This window comes from Pannonibacter sp. SL95 (genome assembly GCF_026672425.1).
In the GTDB taxonomy this organism is placed as follows: domain Bacteria; phylum Pseudomonadota; class Alphaproteobacteria; order Rhizobiales; family Stappiaceae; genus Pannonibacter.
In genome coordinates, this window is sequence record NZ_JAPPRC010000005.1 from 402,292 (window position 1) to 421,718 (window position 19,427).

Genomic DNA, 19,427 nt, shown 5'->3' on the forward strand with positions numbered 1-19,427 from the left:
GACGTGGACTGGGGCTGTGTCAGCGTTGGATACCCTTATCCGGTTTGGTCAAAATCGAGTCGGCTTGCAAACTATGATAAATCGCGGCGCACCAAAACCCGAAGCGCCGTCGAAAGGCCCCGTGCAATCGTGGATCCAGCCGGATAAACCGGTGCAGTATGACAGAAGGAAGGCAACATGAGTGAATTGCAGATCGGCGACACCGCTCCGGACATCGCCCTGGCACTCGATGGTGATCGGGTCGTGCAGCTGTCATCGCTTCAGGGCAAGTCTGTCGTGATCTATTTCTACCCGAAGGCCGACACGCCCGCCTGCACGGAAGAATGCATCGCCTTCAGCCGAATGAAGGGCGACTTTGCCGCCGCAGGTGCCGAACTGATTGGTGTCTCGCCGGACGAGGCCAAGAAGAATGCCCGCTTCAAGGCCAAGCATGAGCTGACCGTTGACCTTGCCTCAGATCCGACCAACGCCGTTTGCGAGGCCTTTGGGGTCTGGGTGGAAAAGGCCATGTATGGCAAGAAGTACATGGGCGTTGAACGGAGCACGTTCCTGATCGGCCCGGATGGCAAGGTTGCCGGCATCTGGCGCAAGGTCAAGGTTCCGGGCCATGCGGATGCCGTGCTGACCGCCGTGAAGGCTCTTTGATTCTGTCTGTCCTGGAATAAGCTGCCATGTCGATCCCCAGTGACCTTGACCGTGCCGATACTCTTGTCGGCCGCGCCAATGCCATCGTCCGTGCAGCCGACACGGCCGAAAAGGTCCGCCTTGCCTATGACACGGCCAAGGCCTGGTTTTCCCGGCAGCTTGCACTTGGCAGCGTGTCGCTTGGCGGGCAGATGCCGGACCGCCCCGGACGGCCGGAGCATCCGGTGCTGCTTGCGCCGCGCGACATGCCCAAGCGCGCGCTTGGCGGTGACGCCGGCAAGATCGCCCTGCTCCACTCGCTCGCCCACATCGAGCTCAACGCCGTTGACCTGACCTGGGATCTGATCGGACGCTTTGCCGACGTCAGGCTGCCGCGCTCCTATTATGACGACTGGGTCCGTGTCGGTCTTGAGGAAGCCAAGCATTTTTCCATGCTGGAGGACCGGCTGGGCGAGCTTGGCGCGCGCTATGGCGATCTGCCGGCCCATGATGGTCTCTGGCAGGCCGCCCAGGCGACCGGACGGGATCTTGCCGCAAGGCTCGCCATCATCCCGCTGGTGCTGGAGGCGCGCGGGTTGGACATTACCCCGCCGATGATCGAAAAGGCCGAGGCGCTGGGGGACCATGCAACGGCGCGCGTGATGGGCATCATCTACCGCGACGAAAAGAATCACGTCGCCTTCGGCGCCAAATGGTTCCGATTCCTCTGTGACCGGACCGGTGTGCGCCCCGAACCTAAGTTCCATGAGCTGGTCCGGGCGCATTTTCGCGGTGCCCTGAAGCCGCCTTTCAACGACCGGGCACGGTCCGAGGCCGGGTTGACGCCGGGATTCTACCGCCCTCTTGCAAAGCTTGTCGGGTGACCTGCAGTTCTGTTTCCGTTTCGGCAGGTCGCAAGGGCTTTGTTAACCTTACCGCTTTCTAATCATCCCGACTGGCAGACATGAAGTCTGCCTTGAGGATGACGGCAAGCGACATGTCCGACCCCACAGCCAGTTCCCGCCATGGCTTCGGAAGACGCAAGTCCCTGCACCATGTGACCATTACGACCGGAGAGCGAAGCCGAACCTTCAGCTTCCGTCCCTGGGTTCTGGGAACGGTGCTCGGCAGCGTCGGGCTTTTTGCCGTGGGATATCTGTCAGCGACAGCCTATCTGTTCTGGCGCGACGACATCCTGGCGGCCCGCGACACCGAGCGGCACCAGATTGAAGCCTCCTACGAGAATCGCATCGCCTATCTGCGTGCCGAGATCGACCGCCTCGCCAGCTCGCAGGTGTTCGAACGGCGTTCAGTTGAGACGATGGTCGATTCGCTGATCGAGCGGCAGAACCTGTTGACCGACAAGCACGCCCGCGTCCGCGCCCTGCTGGACAAGGCCGCAGCCAGTGGCTTGACCGCCGACCTGTCGACGCCGGTCCCGGCGGAAAAGCCAACCGCTCCAGCTGGCCTCCTGTCGTTCCAGGCAACCGGTGACGGTCTTGCTGTGGGTGGTGAGCCCGCGCCGCTTCCCTCCGGTCCCCTGCCCTCGCTGGGCCTGCGCGGATCGTCGAATGACATCGGTACCGATGCGGCCGCTCCCCTTGCCCCCGCTATCGATGCCCCCGGCCCGCAGGCGCATGCAGAGGACCTTCTCGGCATTGGCGCAACCCTGGATGCCATGAATGTCGAGAGCGAACGGGCACTGGATGCCCTCGCCCTTGCAGCCGAACGCAACATCCGCACGCTGACCGCAGCCCTCGATCCGCTGGGCCTCGATCTTCGGCGTCTGGCGCCAGAGGCCACCGGCGGCCCGTTTGTTCCCGTCGAAGCGACTGATTTCAGTGCCCGGTTGCTGCGCGCCGAGAAAGCACTCATTGCTTATGACGTCCTGCGCGGGACAGCCAAGCGCCTGCCGCTTGCGCGCCCGATCCGCAACGTCGAAGTCTCGAGCGATTTTGGCCCGCGCCTTGATCCGTTCCTCGGTACGCTCGCCATGCACACCGGCATCGACTTCAAGGCTGACTATGGCACTGCGATCCGTTCCGCCGGTGCTGGCCGTGTCGTCACCGCTTCCTATCAGGGTGGCTATGGCAACATGGTGGAGATCGAGCACCCGGGTGGCTACGTCACGCGCTACGCCCACATGAGCCGGATCATGGTCAGTGAAGGCGAGGAAATCCTCGCTGGCGAAATGGTTGGCCGCGTCGGCAGCACCGGACGTTCCACCGGCCCGCATCTGCATTACGAGCTGCGCCGCGATGGTGCCGCGCTCGACCCCTCGCGGTTTGTCATCGCAGGTGACCGGCTGGCGGGCGTTTTGCTGCGCTGACCTGGTCCGCTGTGCCAACAAAAAAGCCGCCCCGTCTGACGGAGCGGCTTTTCTCTTTCGGATGCGTGCGGACGCGTCTCAGTCGACGTCGCTGATCTCGGCGCCGTCACCAGCACCGAAGACGCGCTGCGCAAGCGCTGCTTCCATGAAAGCGTCGACGTCACCATCGAGCACGTCGCCCGGCGCGGTGCTCTCGACGCCGGTGCGCAGGTCCTTGACCAGCTGGTACGGCTGCAGCACGTAGGACCGGATCTGGTGACCCCAGCCGATGGCCGTCTTGGAGGCGGCTTCCGAGTTCGCGGCTTCTTCCCGCTTCTGCAGCTCCGCCTCGTACAGACGTGCCTTCAGCATGCTCCACGCCGTGGCGCGGTTCTTGTGCTGGGAGCGGTCGTTCTGGCACTGAACCACGATCCCGGTGGGGATATGGGTGATGCGGACGGCCGAGTCGGTCGTGTTGACGTGCTGGCCACCGGCACCGGATGCGCGATACGTGTCGATGCGGCAGTCGCTTTCGTTCACCTCGATCTCGATGGAATCATCGATGACCGGATATACCCAGGCGCTGGCAAAGGACGTGTGGCGGCGGGCCTGGCTGTCGTAGGGCGAGATGCGCACCAGACGGTGGACACCGGACTCGGTCTTCAGCCAGCCATAGGCGTTCTCGCCCTTGATCAGCAGCGTGGCCGACTTGATGCCCGCTTCTTCACCGTCATGGTATTCCAGCAGCTCGACCTTGAAGCCGCGCTTTTCCGCCCAGCGGCGGTACATTCGCAGCAGCATCGAGGCCCAGTCCTGGCTCTCGGTGCCGCCGGCGCCGGAATTGATTTCCAGGTAGGTGTCGTTGCCATCGGCTTCGCCGGACAGCAGCGAGGCAAGCTGCAGCTTGTTGACCTCAGCCTTCAGGCTGCGCATGGCCGCCTCGGCTTCCTCGACCACCGACTTGTCACCTTCCTCGGTGCCCATCTCGATCAGCTCGATGTTGTCCGTCAGCTCGTTTTCCAGACGGCGCACACCGGTGATGCCGTCCTCCAGCTGCTGGCGCTCGCGCATGAGCTTCTGTGCCTTGGACGGGTCGTTCCAGAGGCTCGGATCTTCGGACAGGGCGTTCAGTTCGTCCAGACGGACAAGGGCCTGATCCCAGTCAAAGATGCCTCCTCAGCAGGCTGAGGGCCTGCTTGATCTCGTCGACGATGGCTTCCATTTCGGCGCGCATCGGATACCTCGCTACGGGGTTGCCGGAAGGGTGGAATAAGCACCGGCCCGCCTTTGGGACGGGCCGGAATTTGGGGCGTGAACCTAGCTGCGCAAGGCCGCTCTGTAAACCGTGGACTGGGCTTTCAGTAAAGACCACCTGTACCGGTCAGCACAGCCTCGCCGGCTTCCGGAGAAACGGTGCGCGGCACGCCCATTTCATCCTGGAAGCCGATGACCGAATAGGTGTCCGGCGGTGCGGTGCCCGGCTTGAAGGCTTCGAGGATCGTGTCCTCGACCCCGGCCACGGCCCGCAGCCCTGTACGGCGGTTGATCGGGATCAGCTGCAGCCCCTTCGGAACACGGAACTCGACCGGCGGCTTGTCCTTCAGCGCCATCTGCAGGAACTCGGTGAAGATCGGGGCGGCGACCTGGCCACCGGTGCCGCCACGTCCCATCGGACGCGGCTGGTCGAAGCCGAGGAACACGCCAACGGTCAGATCCGGCGTGTAGCCGATGAACCAGGCGTCCTTCTCGTCGTTGGTGGTGCCGGTCTTGCCGGCGACAGGGCGGCCAAGCGCCTTCACGCTGGTCGCGGTGCCGCGCTGGACCACGCCTTCCATCATCGATGTGATCTGGTAGGCGGTCATCGGATCGAGCACCTGCTCGCGTTCGTCAATCAGCTCCGGCTCGTCCTGCCCCGACCAGTCCATGTCGGCACAGGTCTCGCAGATCCGGCTGTCGTGCTTGTAGATCGTGCGGCCATAGCGGTCCTGGATGCGGTCGATCAGCGTCGGGGTGATCTTGCGTCCGCCATTGGCGAGGATCGAATAGGCCGTGACCATGCGCAGCACGGTGGTCTCGCCCGCACCCAGCGACATCGACAGAACCGGCATCATATTGTCATAGATGCCAAAGCGCTTGGCATACTCGGCGACCAGCGGCATGCCCATGTCCTGGGCCAGGCGGATGGTCATCAGGTTACGCGACAGCTCGATACCGGTGCGCAGGGTCGAGGGGCCATAGAACTTGCCGCCGTAGTTCTGCGGGCGCCAGACATCCTGACCCGGAACGGCCAGCTCAAGCGGGGCATCCATGACCACGCTCGACGGGGTGTAACCATTGTCGAGTGCGGCGGCGTAGAGGAACGGCTTGAACGAGGACCCCGGCTGACGCATGGCCTGCGTGGCGCGGTTGAACTCGCTCTGGGAGAAACTGAACCCGCCGACCATGGCCAGCACGCGGCCCGTGAAGGGGTCCATGGCAACGAGTGCACCCGAGATCTTCGGGATCTGGCGCAGCTGGTAGGATCCGCCCACGGCCTGCACATAGACCACATCGCCCGGCTTCAGCACGGTGCTGACAGCAGCCGGTGCCCTGCCCTCGACGCGGGCCCATTTCATGTCGGCGAGCTGCAGCGTCGCGGTCTCGCGCTCAGGTCCAAGTTGTCCGCTGACGAGGCGCTTCGGCTGCAGGCCGATTTCGGCCTGGTCCTTGCCGGCAGACAGAACCACGGCAAGCCGCCACTCCGGCAGATCGGCCAGGGCTTCCACCTTACCCACATCGACGCCCCAGTCGGCGCTGAGAGCGATCTCGGCGACAGGCCCACGCCAGCTGCCGCGCTTCTGGTCGAAGTCGAGCAGCCCGTCCATCAGGGCCTTGCGCGCCATGACCTGCATCTTCGGATCCAGCGTCGAGCGCACGGAGAGACCACCTTCATAAAGGCTGTTCTCGCCGTAGATGTTCGCCACCTCGCGGCGAACCTCCTCGGTAAAGTATTCGCCAGCAAACTGCTGCGAACCGGCTTCGCGCGGCGTGACCTCGAGCGGCCGCGCCTTGGCGGCTTCGCCATCGGCGGCCGTGACGTAGCCGTTCTCGACCATGCGGTCGATCACCCAGTTGCGCCGCTCGATCGCGCGCTCGCGGCCGCGGAACGGATGATAGTTGTTGGGAGCCTTCGGCAGGGCTGCCAGATAGGCGACTTCGTCCAGGGTCAGTTCATGCACCGACTTGTCGAAATAGACGAGCGAGGCAGCCGCGACACCATAGGCACCAAGACCCAGGTAGATCTCGTTCAGATACAGCTCAAGGATCTCGTCCTTGGTGTAGGCCTGCTCGATGCGAAGCGACAGGATGGCTTCCTTGATCTTGCGATCGATCGACACTTCGTTGGTCAGGAGGAAATTCTTTGCGACCTGCTGGGTGATGGTCGACGCGCCTTCCGGACGGCGGCCCGAGCCGTAGTTCTGGACGAAGCGGATGGTCGCGCGGGCGATGCCCTCCGGATCGATACCGACGTGGCTGTAGAAGTTCTTGTCTTCGGACGAGATATAGGCCTGCTTGACCAGATCCGGGATCGCCTGGATGGGCAGGAACATGCGGCGCTGCTTGGCATACTCGGCCATCAGGCTGCCATCTGCGGCATGGACACGGGTCATGACCGGCGGCTCATAGTTCTTGAGCGCGGTGTAGTCCGGCAGGTCCTTGGACAGGTTGTCGAGATAGACCCAGACACCTGCAGCCACCAGCAGCGCCAAGACAGCGCCGATGCCGAACAGATACCCGAAAAACTTGATCAGAAACTTCATGCGTCCGGCTCGCCCTAAATCCAGGCCTGAGGTCGTCTGCGCCCCACGTAACACACCCGTAACGGCGCGGCACCGCTTTTCAGCACGATGCGACCCATGCTCTTAGTCCTCGAGCAATATGGCGATGCTGAGGCATCGCAGGCTCAGTCCCTTGCAGATGCACGTCTATTGCGCTGTTGCCTGCACGGCGGGGGCCTTTTCCATGGCAAGGCGCGGCTGGAAGAACGTGTCGATCGCCTCTGCAACAGCCGTTGCCGTCCGGGTGCGCCATTCTTCCGAGATCAGCAGCTTCTCGTCATGCTCGTTTGACAGATAACCGAGCTCGACCAGCACCGACGGCACATCATGCGCCTTGAGGACAACAAAGCCAGCTGAGCGATGCGGGTTGTTGATGAGCTTCACCGCGCTCTTCAGCTCCTCGACGAGGGTGCGCGCGAAATGGATCGAAAACACCTTGGTCTCGCGCCGGGCGAGATCGATCAGGATGTCGGTGACTTCGGCCGGTTCCTGGTTCAGCTCCACACCGGCGATCACGTCCGACAGGTTTTCAGATTCTGCAATCTGCGCGGCAACATCGTCCGAGGCCTTGTCAGACAGGGTGTAGACCGTGGCCCCGCGTACGATGTCGGTGCCGCTGCGCACGGAATCGGCGTGGATGGAAATCAGCAGATCCGCCTTGAGTTCCCGCCCCATCGCCGCGCGCTTGCGCAGAGGCACGAACGTGTCGCCTTCCCGCGTCATGTGAACGGTGTAGCGGCCTGAGGCTTCGAGCTTGCGCTTGAGCTCGTTTGTGAAATCGAGCACGACGGCCTTTTCCAGCGTGCCGTGCACGCCGACAGCGCCGGTGTCGATCCCGCCGTGCCCGGCATCGAGCAGGATCACAGGCCGGGTCTTGGCCGCAGTGTCCAGCCGGTCGCCTTTCGGCGCAGCAACCGGCGCGGCGTCACCCGCCTGGTCCGGTTGACGTGTCGCCTCAACTGCGGCCAGGAATTTCTCGCGGTCCGACTTGACCAGATCCAGCACCAGACGCGCCGGCTGATCTTCCACGGCGGGCAGCACGAAACTCTTGTCGAGGTCCGCCGGCTCGCGCAGATCCAGGACGATGCGCGACTTGCCGGCCGCAAAGGATCCATAGCGCCAGGCCTTGATCAGGCCCCTGCCCTCATCTCCGGCGCGCGGTGGCAAACGGAAGTCCATCGCCGGCAGATCGATGATCAGCCGATAGGGATCCGCCAGCTTTGAAATGGAGAATGTCACGGGGGCATCGACGTCGAGGATGAAACGGGTGCGGCTTTCATCTCCGGCGATTCGCGCATCTGTGGCTGCTGCCACCGGTTGAGACGCCGCTTGCACCTGGCAAACATCGACGAGAACCACGCCAGCAAAGAGCGCCACAGCAGCCAGGACAGCCCGCGCAAACAGGCTCCGCCGAGCCCGGCCCTGATCAGGGACCGTCACGGCCGGATGCATCTGCTGGCATTTGCTGCAATGCATTGCGTCGAACTCCATCGTGGTCAGGCGCCGGGCGCTCCCTGTCGCAGCCGCATTACCCGCTGAATTCCGGGCTTTTCTGCCCTTACGGAAGACAGCTGGCGACAAAACCGGGAAGCACCGAAATGCTGCTTCAGGCTGCCTTGGTCAGGTTAACCTTTCGCTAACGCTTGACGCATTGCAGCGCAAGCGCTTCTCCACCATTTCCATTGCTTGCCAAGGGGCGCAACGGACCGTAAAAGGGACTCTACGGATTTCGGTTTGCAACCGATACCGGTTAGACAGATGGAACAGCACGACTTTCCACATGTCATCGCAGGTTTGACCGGACGCACGGCTAGGGGAGAGGCCACTTCATCCCGACCGTCAGCGGCCCGACCGGGTGGCGAGACAACCGGCAGCGCGTTGCAGGCTTCACGGGAATGCCCGCCTTTTTGACGTGGTTGCTTGCCGGGAGTGCGGCCCGGATCCGGATCATCAGAGGTTGGATGCAAGGGCAAGGGCCTGCGCATCAAGCCTCCATAGCGTAACACAAGTTCAACGACGGCAGGCACTGCCTTGACGATTTTCGCGATGCAAGCGGGGACAAGACAACCGGTGGATCATCCCCTCAGGGACCGTCGGACCGCAGGCATCAGCGCGCGCAGGCCAGCCCTTTTCCTCTTCACATCAAGCGACAAGAAAACGATTCGCCGTGCCCTCAGCGATGGAGCGCGTTCGCCGCGCCCAGAGGGGTCGGGAATCGTGGAGATCCCTATCAATGGCAAACAAGATGCTGATCGACGCGGCACACCCGGAGGAAACCCGGGTTGTCGTGGTCCGTGGCAATCGGGTTGAAGAATTCGACTTCGAGGCAGCTAATCGCAAGCAACTGCGCGGAAATATCTACCTGGCCAAGGTGACGCGTGTCGAGCCGTCCCTGCAGGCCGCCTTTGTCGAGTATGGCGGCAACCGGCATGGCTTCCTCGCCTTCAGCGAAATCCATCCGGACTACTACCAGATCCCGATGGCCGACCGGCAGGCGCTGATCGACGACGAACGCGCCGAAGACGAACGCCGTGAAGCCGCAGAGCGTGCCGCCCAGGCGCGCAAGAGCAGTGAAGCCGAAACCAGCGACGACGAAAACGACGGTGATAGCGACGGCGACGGCGATCACGACAATGATCGCCATGGCGACGACGACGCGGACCATGTCGAATCCGTTGGCGCTGAAGACGCCATGGAAGAAGTGCCGGAGCGCCGCATGCGCCAGCGCCGGCAGTACAAGATCCAGGAAGTGATCAAGCGCCGCCAGGTGCTGCTGGTCCAGGTCGTCAAGGAAGAGCGCGGCAACAAGGGCGCGGCCCTCACGACCTATCTGTCGCTCGCCGGCCGCTACTCGGTTCTCATGCCGAACACCGGTCGCGGTGGCGGCATTTCCCGCAAGATCACCCAGCCGACCGACCGCAAGCGCCTGAAGAAGATCGCTTCGGAGCTGGATGTGCCGGAGGGCATGGGCGTCATCCTGCGCACTGCAGGTGCCAGCCGCACCAAGGCCGAGATCAAGCGCGACTTCGAATATCTGATGCGCCTGTGGGAGAACGTGCGCGACCTGACGCTGAAGTCGTCGGCGCCCTGCCTCGTTTATGAGGAAGGCAGCCTGATCAAGCGCTCGATCCGCGACCTCTACAACAAGGACATCGACGAGGTTCTCGTCGCCGGCGAGGAAGGCTATCGCGAGGCCAAGGACTTCATGCGCATGCTCATGCCGAGCCATGCCAAGAACGTCCAGCCCTACCGCGATGCCACGCCGATCTTCACCCGTTTCGGCGTCGAGCCGCAGCTTGACGCGATGTTCTCGCCGCAGGTCACCCTGCGTTCGGGCGGCTACATCGTCATCAACCAGACCGAAGCGCTGGTGTCGATCGACGTGAACTCGGGCAAGTCGACGCGCGAGCACAACATCGAGGACACCGCCCTCCAGACAAACCTTGAAGCCGCCGAGGAGATCACCCGTCAGTTGCGCCTGCGCGATCTGGCCGGTCTCATCGTCATCGACTTCATCGACATGGAGGAGAACAAGAACAACCGGTCCGTCGAGCGCAAGCTCAAGGATTGCCTGAAGAACGACCGCGCCCGTATCCAGGTCGGCCGCATCTCGCACTTCGGCCTGCTGGAAATGTCGCGTCAGCGCATCCGCACCGGTGTTCTGGAAAGCTCGACCACCGTCTGCCCGCATTGCCATGGCACCGGCATGATCCGCTCCGTGGAGTCGGTTGCGCTGCATGTGCTGCGGTCGCTGGAAGACTTCCTGCTGAAGGGCGTGACGCACAACATCATCGTGCGCACGAACACCTCCGTCGCGCTCTACATCCTCAACCAGAAGCGCAAGCACCTCGGTGACCTCGAAGCCCGTTTCGGCCTCGAGATTTCCATCCAGGCGGAAGATATCGGGCATGGCCAGCATTATGTGCTGGAGCGCTCGACGCTGATCGACCGCGAACGTATCCCCCTGCCCGCGCCGACCATGGTGCAGCCGCACATGATCGTCATGGACGAGATTGACGACGTGGTCGAGGAGATCGAGGAAGAGGAAGACGAGGAAGAAGTCGCCGCACCGGCCGCCAAGCGCTCGCGTGGCGCGGAAGTGTCCGAGGATGGCGAGAGCGAAGGCGAACGCAACCGCCGCCGCCGCCGCCGCAAGCGCCGGCGCGGTCCGGATGCTGGCCAGGCTGACGGCGCGTCCGAAGGCCGTGGCGAGACTGGTGCTCCGCAGGCCGGCGGTGAGGCTTCCGGCTCCGCTGATGGCGAGAGTGACGAAGACGGCGAAGGCGAAGAGGGCGGTGACGAACAGTCCGGCCTCGGCGCTGACGGCGAAACCAAGCGCAAGCGCCGCCGGGGCCGCCGTGGCGGTCGTCGTGGCCGCCGCAATGGCGATCGCGAAGGTGACACCGGCGAAGACGGTCAGTCCGAGGAAGGTTCCGCTGACGAAGAGCGGTCTGCCGAGAGCCATTCCGCTGACAGCGAAGCCGATGCGGGTGACCAGTCCGGCGATCAGGCTGACACCGTGATCGTCGGCGCCGCCGATGTCGCTCCGGCCGAGGTTGCTCCTGTCGAGCCGGTTGCCGCTGAGACCGCGCCTGAGCAGGACAGCGTCCGCCCTGCAGCCGCCGATGAAACGGTCACTGAAGCTCCGGCTGAAGCCGCCGCTCCTGAAGAGCCTGCCCCTGTCGCAGCTGCGCCTGCTGCAGAGCCCGCAGCCGTGGAAGAGCCCGTTGTTCCGGCCAAGCCGCGTGCCCCGCTGACACCTGTCGTGACCAGCGAAGGCAATGGCGATGACGACGGCGACGACGACAAGCCGAAGCGGTCCGGCTGGTGGCAGCGCCGCTCGTTCTTCTGAGCCGCTGCAAACGATCAAGACTGAAAACACCTCCGGGATCCGTCCCGGAGGTGTTTTCGTTTCACCGGCCCGTCACGGGCACACGACACCATTCTGCAAACCGCACTGGAAGAAGCCGGTGCCGCCGGTGTTCCACTGGATCAGCAGCCCGTAATTGTGGCTCTCGCCAATGGGATAGACAGGAGCGTTGAGAAACTTGTCCTGCACCGCCAGACGAAAGACATCGAGCGAAGCCATATCGGCGTTGCCGGTGTAGGTCTGGCAGGCCGCCTGCCATGTCATACCGCTGTCGACGTAGTTCTGGGTCGTCCAGACAGTCATGATGTTGCCGACAACCGCCGCAAACTGGTTGCCTGGCAGCAGCCCGGCGCCATAGCGATTTTCGGCGTCGGCCACGTTCGGATTGCCATTGCCAACCAGTTGGCAAGCCCCCTGCGGCCCATACAGCGCCGGGATCTGGTTGCCATAAAGGGCATTGGTCTGCGCCAGCACCGTGTTGGCACCGCTCGCGGTGTTGCAACTGTCAAAATACACCGTTGCCGGCAGGGACGGATGCGCGGCCAGGAGATTTGCAGCGAACTGGGCCTTGGCGAAAGGGCCGACATAATCCGCGTTTCCATGCGAGACGACATACACGTTCTGCCGCGTGTCCAGGGCTACAGCCGTGTTCATCGGCACCACCGCGTTCGTGTCGTCGCGCATGTAGAACACGTCATTCGCGCCATAGCGCCGCGAAACCCACAACGTGTCGATTGCATCGCGCGGGTTGTCGCAGATCGCCGAGGTCATGACGACGGCGCCATCCGCAAGCGCGGCGGAGAGTTGAGCAAGGGTCAGCACTGCGCCGCAGATAAGGCGTTTGAGAACCGGAAAGCGGATTGGCATGGCAATCTCCCGATGTTTGTCCACACCGGGAGAGACGTTTGCGCCTGCGATCCGTGAGGTCTTACCCGCGCCGCTGCATCCAGATGGCGAGGCGATCCAGAGCCTCCGCAATATCCGCCGTCGCGCCGGCAAACGAAAACCGCATGAAGCTTGCGCCATGGACCGGATCGAAATCGGCCCCCGGCGTTGCCGCAATGCCCGCTTCGGTCAGCATCGAGCGGGTAAAGGCCAGGGAGTCATCACAGAACCCGCCGATGTCGGCATAGACGTAGAAGGCCCCATCAACAGGCAACAGGCGGTCGAAGCCGATGCGCGGCAGGCGCTCGAGCAGCATCGACCGGTTGGCCGCGTAGCCGGCCTTGACGAGTTCCAGCTCGGCTGTGGCATCAAACGCCGCCGTGGCGGCGATCTGGGACAATTCCGGCGGCGAGATGTAGAGCGACTGGGCAATCCGCTCGGCCGGGCGCATCAGGCACTCGGGCAGGATCATCCAGCCGATGCGCCAGCCGGTCATGCAATAGTATTTCGAGAAGCTGTTGATCAGGATCACGTTGTCGGAGGTGGACAGTGCCGTCGCCTGCTGCCCCTCGTAGACGAGCCCGTGGTAGATCTCGTCGGAAATGAACCAGATGCCCTCGCCCTCACAGTAAGAGACGAGTTCAGCCAGCGCCTCAGGGGTCATCATCGTGCCCGTCGGGTTGGCTGGGCTCGCGACAAGAACACCCTTGACCGGTCCATTGGCGCGGGCGGCCTCGATCAGCTCGGGCGTCAGGCTCCATCGTGTTTCCGGCCCGACCTCGATCTCGACCGGCACGAGCCCAAGCGCGCGGATGATGTTGCGATAGGCCGTATAGCCTGGCGCCGTCAGCACGATCCGGTCGCCCGGATCAAACGCTGCCAGAAAGGCGAGGTTGAACCCGGCCGACGATCCGGTCGTGACCATCACGCGCGCTTCCGGCACATCGACGCCATAGGTGTCGAGGTAGTGACGCGAAATCCGCTTGCGCAGCGACTGGATGCCGGCCGCCTCGGTGTAGCCGAGCCTGCCACCTTCCAGCGCCTGTCGGGCGGCGTTCAGAACCAGTGCCGGAGCTGGCGCGCCCGGCTGCCCGACTTCCATGTGGATGATGCTGCGCCCCTCGGCCTCCAGCTTTCGCGCTGCGGCCAGAATGTCCATCGCGATGAACGGATCAACGGCACTGCGGCGGGACGCGGAGAGCTTGGGACTGGACACGGCATAACCTCGAAGAACAGGAGGATCGGGACGCATGGCGCAGCTGGAAGGGCTGCGGACGTTTCCCTACTCCATCGCTGCCGCGCTGTCGCCCCATTCAATCAGTTGACTGGCGCTGAGAAGCGATACGGTTGACCTGCCAGCGGGGGCTGCCTACCCTTCCCTGACAAGGTTGCGCGAGGAAGACTGCCGACGGCGCGTGTGACAACGACCGCCGATACTGATCATGCAATGCAAGGTACGCCCGTGAGCGAGAAGACTGAGCTTTCCCCTGGTCGCACAGAAGGTTCGCTGGCCACATCCTGCCGCCGCCTGATTGCGCGAACACTGACCCGGACGTTGGCCCTGACGCTGTCTGGAGCGATGACCGCATCGCTGGCCATGACAGGCCTGTCCTCGCCTCTTCAGGCGCAGGGCGCCAAGATCCCGCTTGTGCGCGATGCAGAGACGGAAGAGCTGCTCCGGGACTACGCCCGGCCGATCTTCAAGGCGGCGGGCATCGACCAGGGTCAGGTCGAGATTATCTTGGTCAATGACAAGGATTTCAACGCCTTCGTACCCGACGCGCGGCGCATGTTCATCAACATCGGCGTCATCATGGACGCACAGACGCCGGGCGAGGTCATCGGCGTCATTGCCCATGAATCGGGCCATATCGCAGGCCGCCATCTGGTCCGCCTGCGCGAGGCGCTCGCCAATGCGCAGATCATGTCGGTGATCGGCATGGTTCTGGGCGCCGGCGCCGTCGTGGCGGGTGCGTCACAAGGGGCCGGCGGCATCGATGGCAGCGGTGCGGCCATGGCCCTCAGCGCGGGCAGCATCGGCCAGCGCTCGCTGCTCGCCTATCAGCGCGGCGAGGAGGCCGCCGCAGACAAGGCCGCGCTGAAATACCTCGAAATGACCGGACAGTCGGCAAGAGGCATGCTCAAAACCTTCGAGCGCTTCGCCGACCAGCAGCTTGTCGCCTCGAAATACACCGACCCCTACGCCCTTAGCCACCCGATGGCGCGCGAGCGCTACGCCTCGCTCGAGGCTGCCGCGGCAAAGAGCAAGTACTTCGACAAGCCCGCCCCTCCGGCGCTTCAGGCCCGGCATGACATGGTGCGGGCGAAGCTGATCGCCTTCTCCAGCCACCCCAATGCGGTTGCCCGCGTTTATCCCAGTTCTGACACCAGCCTTCCGGCCCAGTACGCCCGCGCCATTGCGGCGATGCAGTCGCGCGGGCGCGGCGCGTTGAAGGACATCGATGCGCTGATCAAGCAACAGCCGGACAATCCGCATTTCCATGAGCTGAAGGGCCAAACCTTGCTCGAATCAGGCAAGCCGCGCGAGGCGATCCCCTCGTTCCAGCGCGCGCTGGCGTTGCGGCCGGACGAAGGCCAGTTCCACATCTGGCTTGGCTATGCGCTGGTCGGAGCCAATGACAAGTCGCTGCTGCCGGAAGCCGAGCGCGTGCTGCGCGCCGGCCTGGTGCGGGATCCGAATTCAGGGATCGGCTACAGCCAGCTCGCCATCGCCTTGGGCCGCCAGGGCAAGCAGGCCGAGGCGGATGTTGCGACCGCACAGGGCCTGTCGATGTCCGGGGACTTCGAAGGCGCGCGGCGCTATGCCGCCCGGGCTCAAAAGAATTTGAAGCCGGGTTCACCGGCATGGCTGCAGGCTGATGATATTGTGGCGTATAAGCCGCCCAAGCTGGGACGCTGAACCCTGCCCTTCTGTTGTCGGACCCTTGCCGGGTTCAGTCGGAGTTGACCCATGAAACGCCTGCTTGCCGCCGCCGCTGCCTGTGCCCTCACCTGCGCAGTGACTTTCCTGCCTCTGCAGCCGTCACCCGCCCTGGCCCAGGACAAGCCGCTCGACAAGGCGGCCATCGAAGCCATCGTGAAGGACTATCTCCTCAACAATCCGGAAGTGGTGCGCGACGCCCTCGTCGAACTTGATCGCCGCGAAAAGGCCGAGGCCGAAGCCGCCACCGCCAAGCTTGTCGGCGACAGTTCCGGCATCCTGTTCAACTCGACGCGGCAGGTGGTGCTTGGCAACCCGAAGGGCGATGTGACGCTGGTCGAGTTCTTTGACTACAACTGCGGCTACTGCAAGCGGGCCATGTCCGACATGGAGCGCCTGATCGAGGAAGACCCGAACCTGCGCGTTGTGCTGAAGGAATTCCCGGTGCTTGGCCAGGGCTCGATCGAAGCCGCCCAGGTTGCCATCGCGGTCAACACGGTCGCCCCGGACAAGTACGGCGCCTTCCATTCGGCGCTGATGTCGAACCGTGGCAAGGCCGACCGGGCCATCGCCCTTGAAATGGCCAAGGACGCAGGCGTGCCGTCCAAGGATATCGAGGCAGCGATCCGTTCCGACGAGGTGCTTGCGACGCTCGAGGAGGTCTATGGTCTTGCCAACCAGCTCGGCCTGTCTGGGACCCCGGCCTATGTAATCGGCAATGAAGTGATCCCGGGCGCCGTCGGCTATGACACGCTGAAGACGGCAATCGCCTCGGTGCGCAAATGCGGCCAGTCGAGCTGCTGAGCACCGCCACGGCGTCTTCTGGCAACTTTTCGTCAAGACTTCCTGGGGGCATGCGAACCATGCCCCCGTTCGGGGCTTTTCCTGACGGCCGCAAATCCCTATAAGAGGTCGGACTTCGCGGCCCTGGAGACGGAATGCCCGCAACCCTGTTCATTCTGAACGGCCCCAATCTCAATCGGCTCGGCACACGCGAGCCGGAGACCTATGGCCGGACCACGCTTGCGGATATCGAGGCCCAGTGCCGTGCGACTGGCGCGCGCCATGGCTTCGACATCGTCTTCCGCCAGTCCAACAGCGAAGGCACCCTGGTCGACTGGATCCAGGAGGCAGGCGACGTCGCGCGCGGCCTCATCATCAATCCGGCGGCCTATACCCACACCTCGGTGGCCCTGCACGATGCGATCCGCACGGCGGCCATTCCGACGGTGGAAGTGCATCTGTCCAATGTCTTCGCCCGTGAGGCGTTCCGGCACCATTCCTATGTGTCGCCGGTCGCCCTGGGCGTGATCTGTGGCTTTGGCGCCAAGGGCTATGACCTGGCGATCGAGGCCCTGGCACACAAGATCGGCGCTTGACGCCAGAACCGAAAGAACTCCGTGATGACCAAAGAAAACAACGGTTTCGATAAGAATCTCATCCGTGAGCTGGCACTTCTCCTCGACGAGACCAACCTGTCGGAGATCGAGCTGGAGCAGAAGGACTTCCGCATCCGCGTCGCCCGCCAGCTGCGCATCGAAGCGTCGGTCCCGACTTATGCTGCCGCAGCTCCCGTTGCCGCGCCGGTCGCAGCAGCCGCCCCGGTGGCTGCCGTCGCAGAAGTGGCTGACCCGGCCAAGCACCCGGGCGTCGTGCCCTCGCCGATGGTTGGTACCGCCTACCTGTCGCCGGAACCGGGCGCGCGCCCCTACATCGAAGTTGGCGAGCGCGTCAACGAAGGCCAGACGGTCCTGATCGTCGAGGCCATGAAGACCATGAACCAGATTCCGGCTCCGCGCAGCGGCGTGCTGAAGCAGGTCCTCGTCAAGGACGCGCAGCCGGTTGAATACGGCGAGCCGCTCTTCATCATCGAATAAGGGGCGACCTCATGTTCACCAAGATCCTGATCGCCAACCGCGGCGAGATTGCCCTCCGGGTGCTGCGCGCCTGCAAGGAGCTCGGCATCTCGACGGTGGCGGTGCATTCGACGGCGGATGCCGACGCGATGCATGTGCGCCTTGCAGACGAGAGCGTCTGCATCGGCCCCGCCCCGGCACGCGACAGCTACCTCAACATCCCCTCGCTGCTCGCTGCCTGCGAGATCACCGGTGCGGATGCGGTGCACCCCGGCTACGGTTTCCTCTCGGAAAACGCCCGCTTTGCCGAGATCCTCGAAGCGCACAACATCACCTTCATCGGCCCGACGTCGGAACACATCCGCATCATGGGCGACAAGATCGAGGCCAAGCAGACTGCCAAACGCCTCGGCATTCCGGTGGTGCCCGGGTCTGATGGCGCCGTCGGCCCCAAGGACGACGCCCACGCCATCGCCCGCGAGATCGGTTTCCCGGTGCTCGTGAAGGCTGCTGCCGGTGGTGGTGGCCGCGGCATGAAGGTCGCCCTCACCGAAGCCGATCTCGACAACGCGCTGGCCACCGCTCGCGCCGAAGCCAAGGCTGCGTTTGGTGATGATGCTCTCTACATGGAGAAGTATCTCGCCAAGCCGCGCCACATCGAGATCCAGGTTCTCGGCGATGGGCAGGGCAATGCCATCCATCTGGGCGAACGCGACTGCTCGCTGCAGCGCCGCCACCAGAAGGTGCTGGAAGAGGCCCCGTCCCCGTCCCTTAACGCTGGCCAGCGTGCCCAGATCGGCGAGATCGTCGCCGATGCCATGCGCAAGCTGAAGTACCGCGGTGTCGGCACGATCGAGTTCCTCTACGAGGACGGCGAGTTCTACTTCATCGAGATGAACACCCGTCTGCAGGTGGAGCATCCGGTGACCGAAATGATCACCGGCATTGACCTCGTCAACGAGCAGATCCGCATCGCCGCCGGCGGCACCCTTGGCCTGCGCCAGGAAGACGTGCTGTTCGAAGGTCATGCCATCGAGTGCCGCATCAATGCAGAAAACCCGCGCACCTTCGCCCCGTCGCCGGGCATGATCACCTACTACCACCCGCCCGGCGGGCTTGGTGTGCGCGTCGATTCCGGCGTCTATCAGGGCTACAAGATCCCGCCCTACTACGACAGCCTGATCGGCAAGCTGATCGTGCATGGCCGCAACCGCGTCGAATGCATGATGCGCCTGCGCCGCTGCCTCGACGAATTCGTCGTGGACGGTGTGCAGACGACGATCCCGCTGTTCCGCGAACTGGTCGACAACCAGGACATCGCCAACGGCCAGTATGATATTCACTGGCTGGAGAAGTATCTGGCAGAGGACAAGGCCTGAACGGGGGCCTGAGGCCCCGGAAACGGTCATGGCAAAGCGAAAGAACAAGAACGGCGACCTGCCCGAGATCACGCCGCAGCTGGTGCTCCGCGCCTATGCCTGCGGCATCTTCCCGATGGCAGAGTCTGCCGAGGATCCGGACCTGTTCTGGGTCGAACCCGAGCGGCGGGGTCTCCTGCCGCTCGAGACGTTTCATGTGCCCCGGCGTCTCGCCCGCACGGTCCGCGCCGATCTGTTCGAGATCCGCATCGACAGCACGTTCCAGGGCGTCATTGACGGTTGCGCCACACCGGCGCCGGGCCGGCGCAAGACCTGGATCAACGGCGAAATCCGCCGCCTCTACGGCGACCTCTTTGACCTTGGCCATTGCCACACGGTGGAAGCCTGGCGTGATGGCAAGCTGGTCGGCGGGCTCTACGGCATCAGCCTCGGCGGCGCATTCTTCGGAGAAAGCATGTTTTCCTTCGAGCGCGATGCCTCAAAGGTCGCGCTCGTGCACCTTGCCGCCCGCTTGATTGCCGGCGGCTATCGCCTGCTCGACACCCAGTTTGTCACCGAGCATCTCGCCCGCTTTGGCGCGATCGAGGTCGACAAGCAGGACTACGAGATCCTGCTGCAGGCCGCGCTGCCGCATGACGGCAACTACACCGCCCTCCCCGCCGCGGCGACAGGCGCGATGGTCATGGATATCCTGGACCGTCGCGCAGAGGCTGAAGACGCCTCCTGACCAAGCGATCTGTAGGCCT

General features: G+C 63.8%; 15 protein-coding genes. 10 read left to right on the plus strand and 5 right to left on the minus strand.

Annotation, left to right across the window (positions count from 1 at the left end; translation table 11 throughout):
• The first annotated feature begins 177 nt into the window (after positions 1-177).
• The 3 genes from OVA12_RS16785 (at position 178) to OVA12_RS16795 (ending at position 2,953) form a co-directional block, all read left to right on the plus strand.
• The gene (locus OVA12_RS16785) at positions 178-645 is read left to right on the plus strand and encodes a peroxiredoxin (RefSeq protein WP_268139343.1); all 468 of its coding nucleotides are present in this window, start codon (positions 178-180) and stop codon (positions 643-645) included.
• 26 nt (positions 646-671) lie between these two features.
• Positions 672-1,508 (plus strand): ferritin-like domain-containing protein, encoded by an 837-nt coding sequence (locus tag OVA12_RS16790; protein ID WP_268139345.1) that lies wholly within the window; start codon positions 672-674, stop codon positions 1,506-1,508.
• Between the two features lie 113 nt (positions 1,509-1,621).
• On the plus strand, positions 1,622-2,953 hold the full coding sequence (locus OVA12_RS16795; RefSeq protein WP_268139348.1) for a M23 family metallopeptidase: 1,332 nt from the start codon (positions 1,622-1,624) through the stop codon (positions 2,951-2,953).
• 78 nt (positions 2,954-3,031) lie between these two features.
• On the opposite strand, the gene prfB is transcribed toward OVA12_RS16795, so the two are convergent.
• From prfB to OVA12_RS16810, 3 genes are all read right to left on the minus strand, one after another.
• Positions 3,032-4,166, minus strand: a protein-coding gene (gene prfB, locus OVA12_RS16800; RefSeq protein WP_268139351.1) for a peptide chain release factor 2 whose coding sequence is annotated in 2 segments (ribosomal slippage) — positions 3,032-4,096 and positions 4,098-4,166 — 1,134 coding nt in all. Because the reading frame shifts where the segments join, the coding sequence is not laid out codon by codon here.
• 124 nt (positions 4,167-4,290) lie between these two features.
• On the minus strand, positions 4,291-6,732 hold the full coding sequence (locus OVA12_RS16805; RefSeq protein WP_268139354.1) for a penicillin-binding protein 1A: 2,442 nt from the start codon (positions 6,730-6,732) through the stop codon (positions 4,291-4,293).
• Between the two features lie 165 nt (positions 6,733-6,897).
• Positions 6,898-8,064, minus strand: coding sequence for an N-acetylmuramoyl-L-alanine amidase (locus tag OVA12_RS16810; protein WP_268139357.1), 1,167 nt, complete (start codon positions 8,062-8,064; stop codon positions 6,898-6,900).
• Between the two features lie 919 nt (positions 8,065-8,983).
• Between OVA12_RS16810 and OVA12_RS16815 the strand changes: the two genes are divergently transcribed.
• Positions 8,984-11,602, plus strand: a complete 2,619-nt coding sequence (locus OVA12_RS16815; protein ID WP_268139359.1) for an Rne/Rng family ribonuclease — start codon at positions 8,984-8,986, stop codon at positions 11,600-11,602.
• Positions 11,603-11,674: 72 nt separating this feature from the next.
• Here OVA12_RS16815 and OVA12_RS16820 read toward each other — a convergent pair whose 3' ends face one another.
• Positions 11,675-12,487 carry a hypothetical protein gene (locus OVA12_RS16820; RefSeq protein ID WP_268139361.1) on the minus strand — a complete coding sequence of 271 codons (813 nt, stop codon included), beginning with the start codon at positions 12,485-12,487 and terminating at the stop codon, positions 11,675-11,677.
• Positions 12,488-12,548: 61 nt separating this feature from the next.
• Positions 12,549-13,664 (minus strand): pyridoxal phosphate-dependent aminotransferase, encoded by a 1,116-nt coding sequence (locus tag OVA12_RS16825; RefSeq protein WP_442793890.1) that lies wholly within the window; start codon positions 13,662-13,664, stop codon positions 12,549-12,551.
• Between the two features lie 420 nt (positions 13,665-14,084).
• On the opposite strand from OVA12_RS16825, the gene OVA12_RS16830 reads away from it, so the two are divergent.
• From OVA12_RS16830 to aat, 6 genes are all read left to right on the plus strand, one after another.
• Complete coding sequence (locus tag OVA12_RS16830; RefSeq protein WP_268139367.1) at positions 14,085-15,425, plus strand: M48 family metalloprotease; 1,341 nt, start codon at positions 14,085-14,087, stop codon at positions 15,423-15,425.
• A 51-nt stretch (positions 15,426-15,476) separates the two neighbouring features.
• Positions 15,477-16,250, plus strand: coding sequence for a DsbA family protein (locus tag OVA12_RS16835; protein WP_268139369.1), 774 nt, complete (start codon positions 15,477-15,479; stop codon positions 16,248-16,250).
• Between the two features lie 134 nt (positions 16,251-16,384).
• Positions 16,385-16,825, plus strand: a complete 441-nt coding sequence (aroQ, locus tag OVA12_RS16840) for a type II 3-dehydroquinate dehydratase (protein ID WP_268139372.1) — start codon at positions 16,385-16,387, stop codon at positions 16,823-16,825.
• A 24-nt stretch (positions 16,826-16,849) separates the two neighbouring features.
• A complete protein-coding gene (gene accB / locus OVA12_RS16845; protein ID WP_268139375.1) occupies positions 16,850-17,323 on the plus strand; it encodes an acetyl-CoA carboxylase biotin carboxyl carrier protein in 474 nt (157 codons plus the stop codon).
• 11 nt (positions 17,324-17,334) lie between these two features.
• Positions 17,335-18,681 (plus strand): acetyl-CoA carboxylase biotin carboxylase subunit, encoded by a 1,347-nt coding sequence (gene accC, locus OVA12_RS16850; protein WP_268139377.1) that lies wholly within the window; start codon positions 17,335-17,337, stop codon positions 18,679-18,681.
• A 28-nt stretch (positions 18,682-18,709) separates the two neighbouring features.
• Positions 18,710-19,408 (plus strand): leucyl/phenylalanyl-tRNA--protein transferase, encoded by a 699-nt coding sequence (aat, locus tag OVA12_RS16855; RefSeq protein ID WP_268139380.1) that lies wholly within the window; start codon positions 18,710-18,712, stop codon positions 19,406-19,408.
• Positions 19,409-19,427 lie beyond the last annotated feature (19 nt).

Coding starts and splice junctions, on each gene's coding strand:
- OVA12_RS16820 (WP_268139361.1), bottom strand. CDS start 12,487: ATGCCAATCCGCTTTCCGGTTCTCAAACGCCTTATCTGCGGCGCAGTG.
- OVA12_RS16795 (WP_268139348.1), top strand. CDS start 1,622: ATGTCCGACCCCACAGCCAGTTCCCGCCATGGCTTCGGAAGACGCAAG.
- OVA12_RS16825 (WP_442793890.1), bottom strand. CDS start 13,664: ATGGACATTCTGGCCGCAGCGCGAAAGCTGGAGGCCGAGGGGCGCAGC.
- OVA12_RS16830 (WP_268139367.1), top strand. CDS start 14,085: ATGACCGCATCGCTGGCCATGACAGGCCTGTCCTCGCCTCTTCAGGCG.
- OVA12_RS16790 (WP_268139345.1), top strand. CDS start 672: ATGTCGATCCCCAGTGACCTTGACCGTGCCGATACTCTTGTCGGCCGC.
- aat (WP_268139380.1), top strand. CDS start 18,710: ATGGCAAAGCGAAAGAACAAGAACGGCGACCTGCCCGAGATCACGCCG.
- OVA12_RS16835 (WP_268139369.1), top strand. CDS start 15,477: ATGAAACGCCTGCTTGCCGCCGCCGCTGCCTGTGCCCTCACCTGCGCA.
- aroQ (WP_268139372.1), top strand. CDS start 16,385: ATGCCCGCAACCCTGTTCATTCTGAACGGCCCCAATCTCAATCGGCTC.
- OVA12_RS16805 (WP_268139354.1), bottom strand. CDS start 6,732: ATGAAGTTTCTGATCAAGTTTTTCGGGTATCTGTTCGGCATCGGCGCT.
- accC (WP_268139377.1), top strand. CDS start 17,335: ATGTTCACCAAGATCCTGATCGCCAACCGCGGCGAGATTGCCCTCCGG.
- accB (WP_268139375.1), top strand. CDS start 16,850: ATGACCAAAGAAAACAACGGTTTCGATAAGAATCTCATCCGTGAGCTG.
- OVA12_RS16815 (WP_268139359.1), top strand. CDS start 8,984: ATGGCAAACAAGATGCTGATCGACGCGGCACACCCGGAGGAAACCCGG.
- OVA12_RS16785 (WP_268139343.1), top strand. CDS start 178: ATGAGTGAATTGCAGATCGGCGACACCGCTCCGGACATCGCCCTGGCA.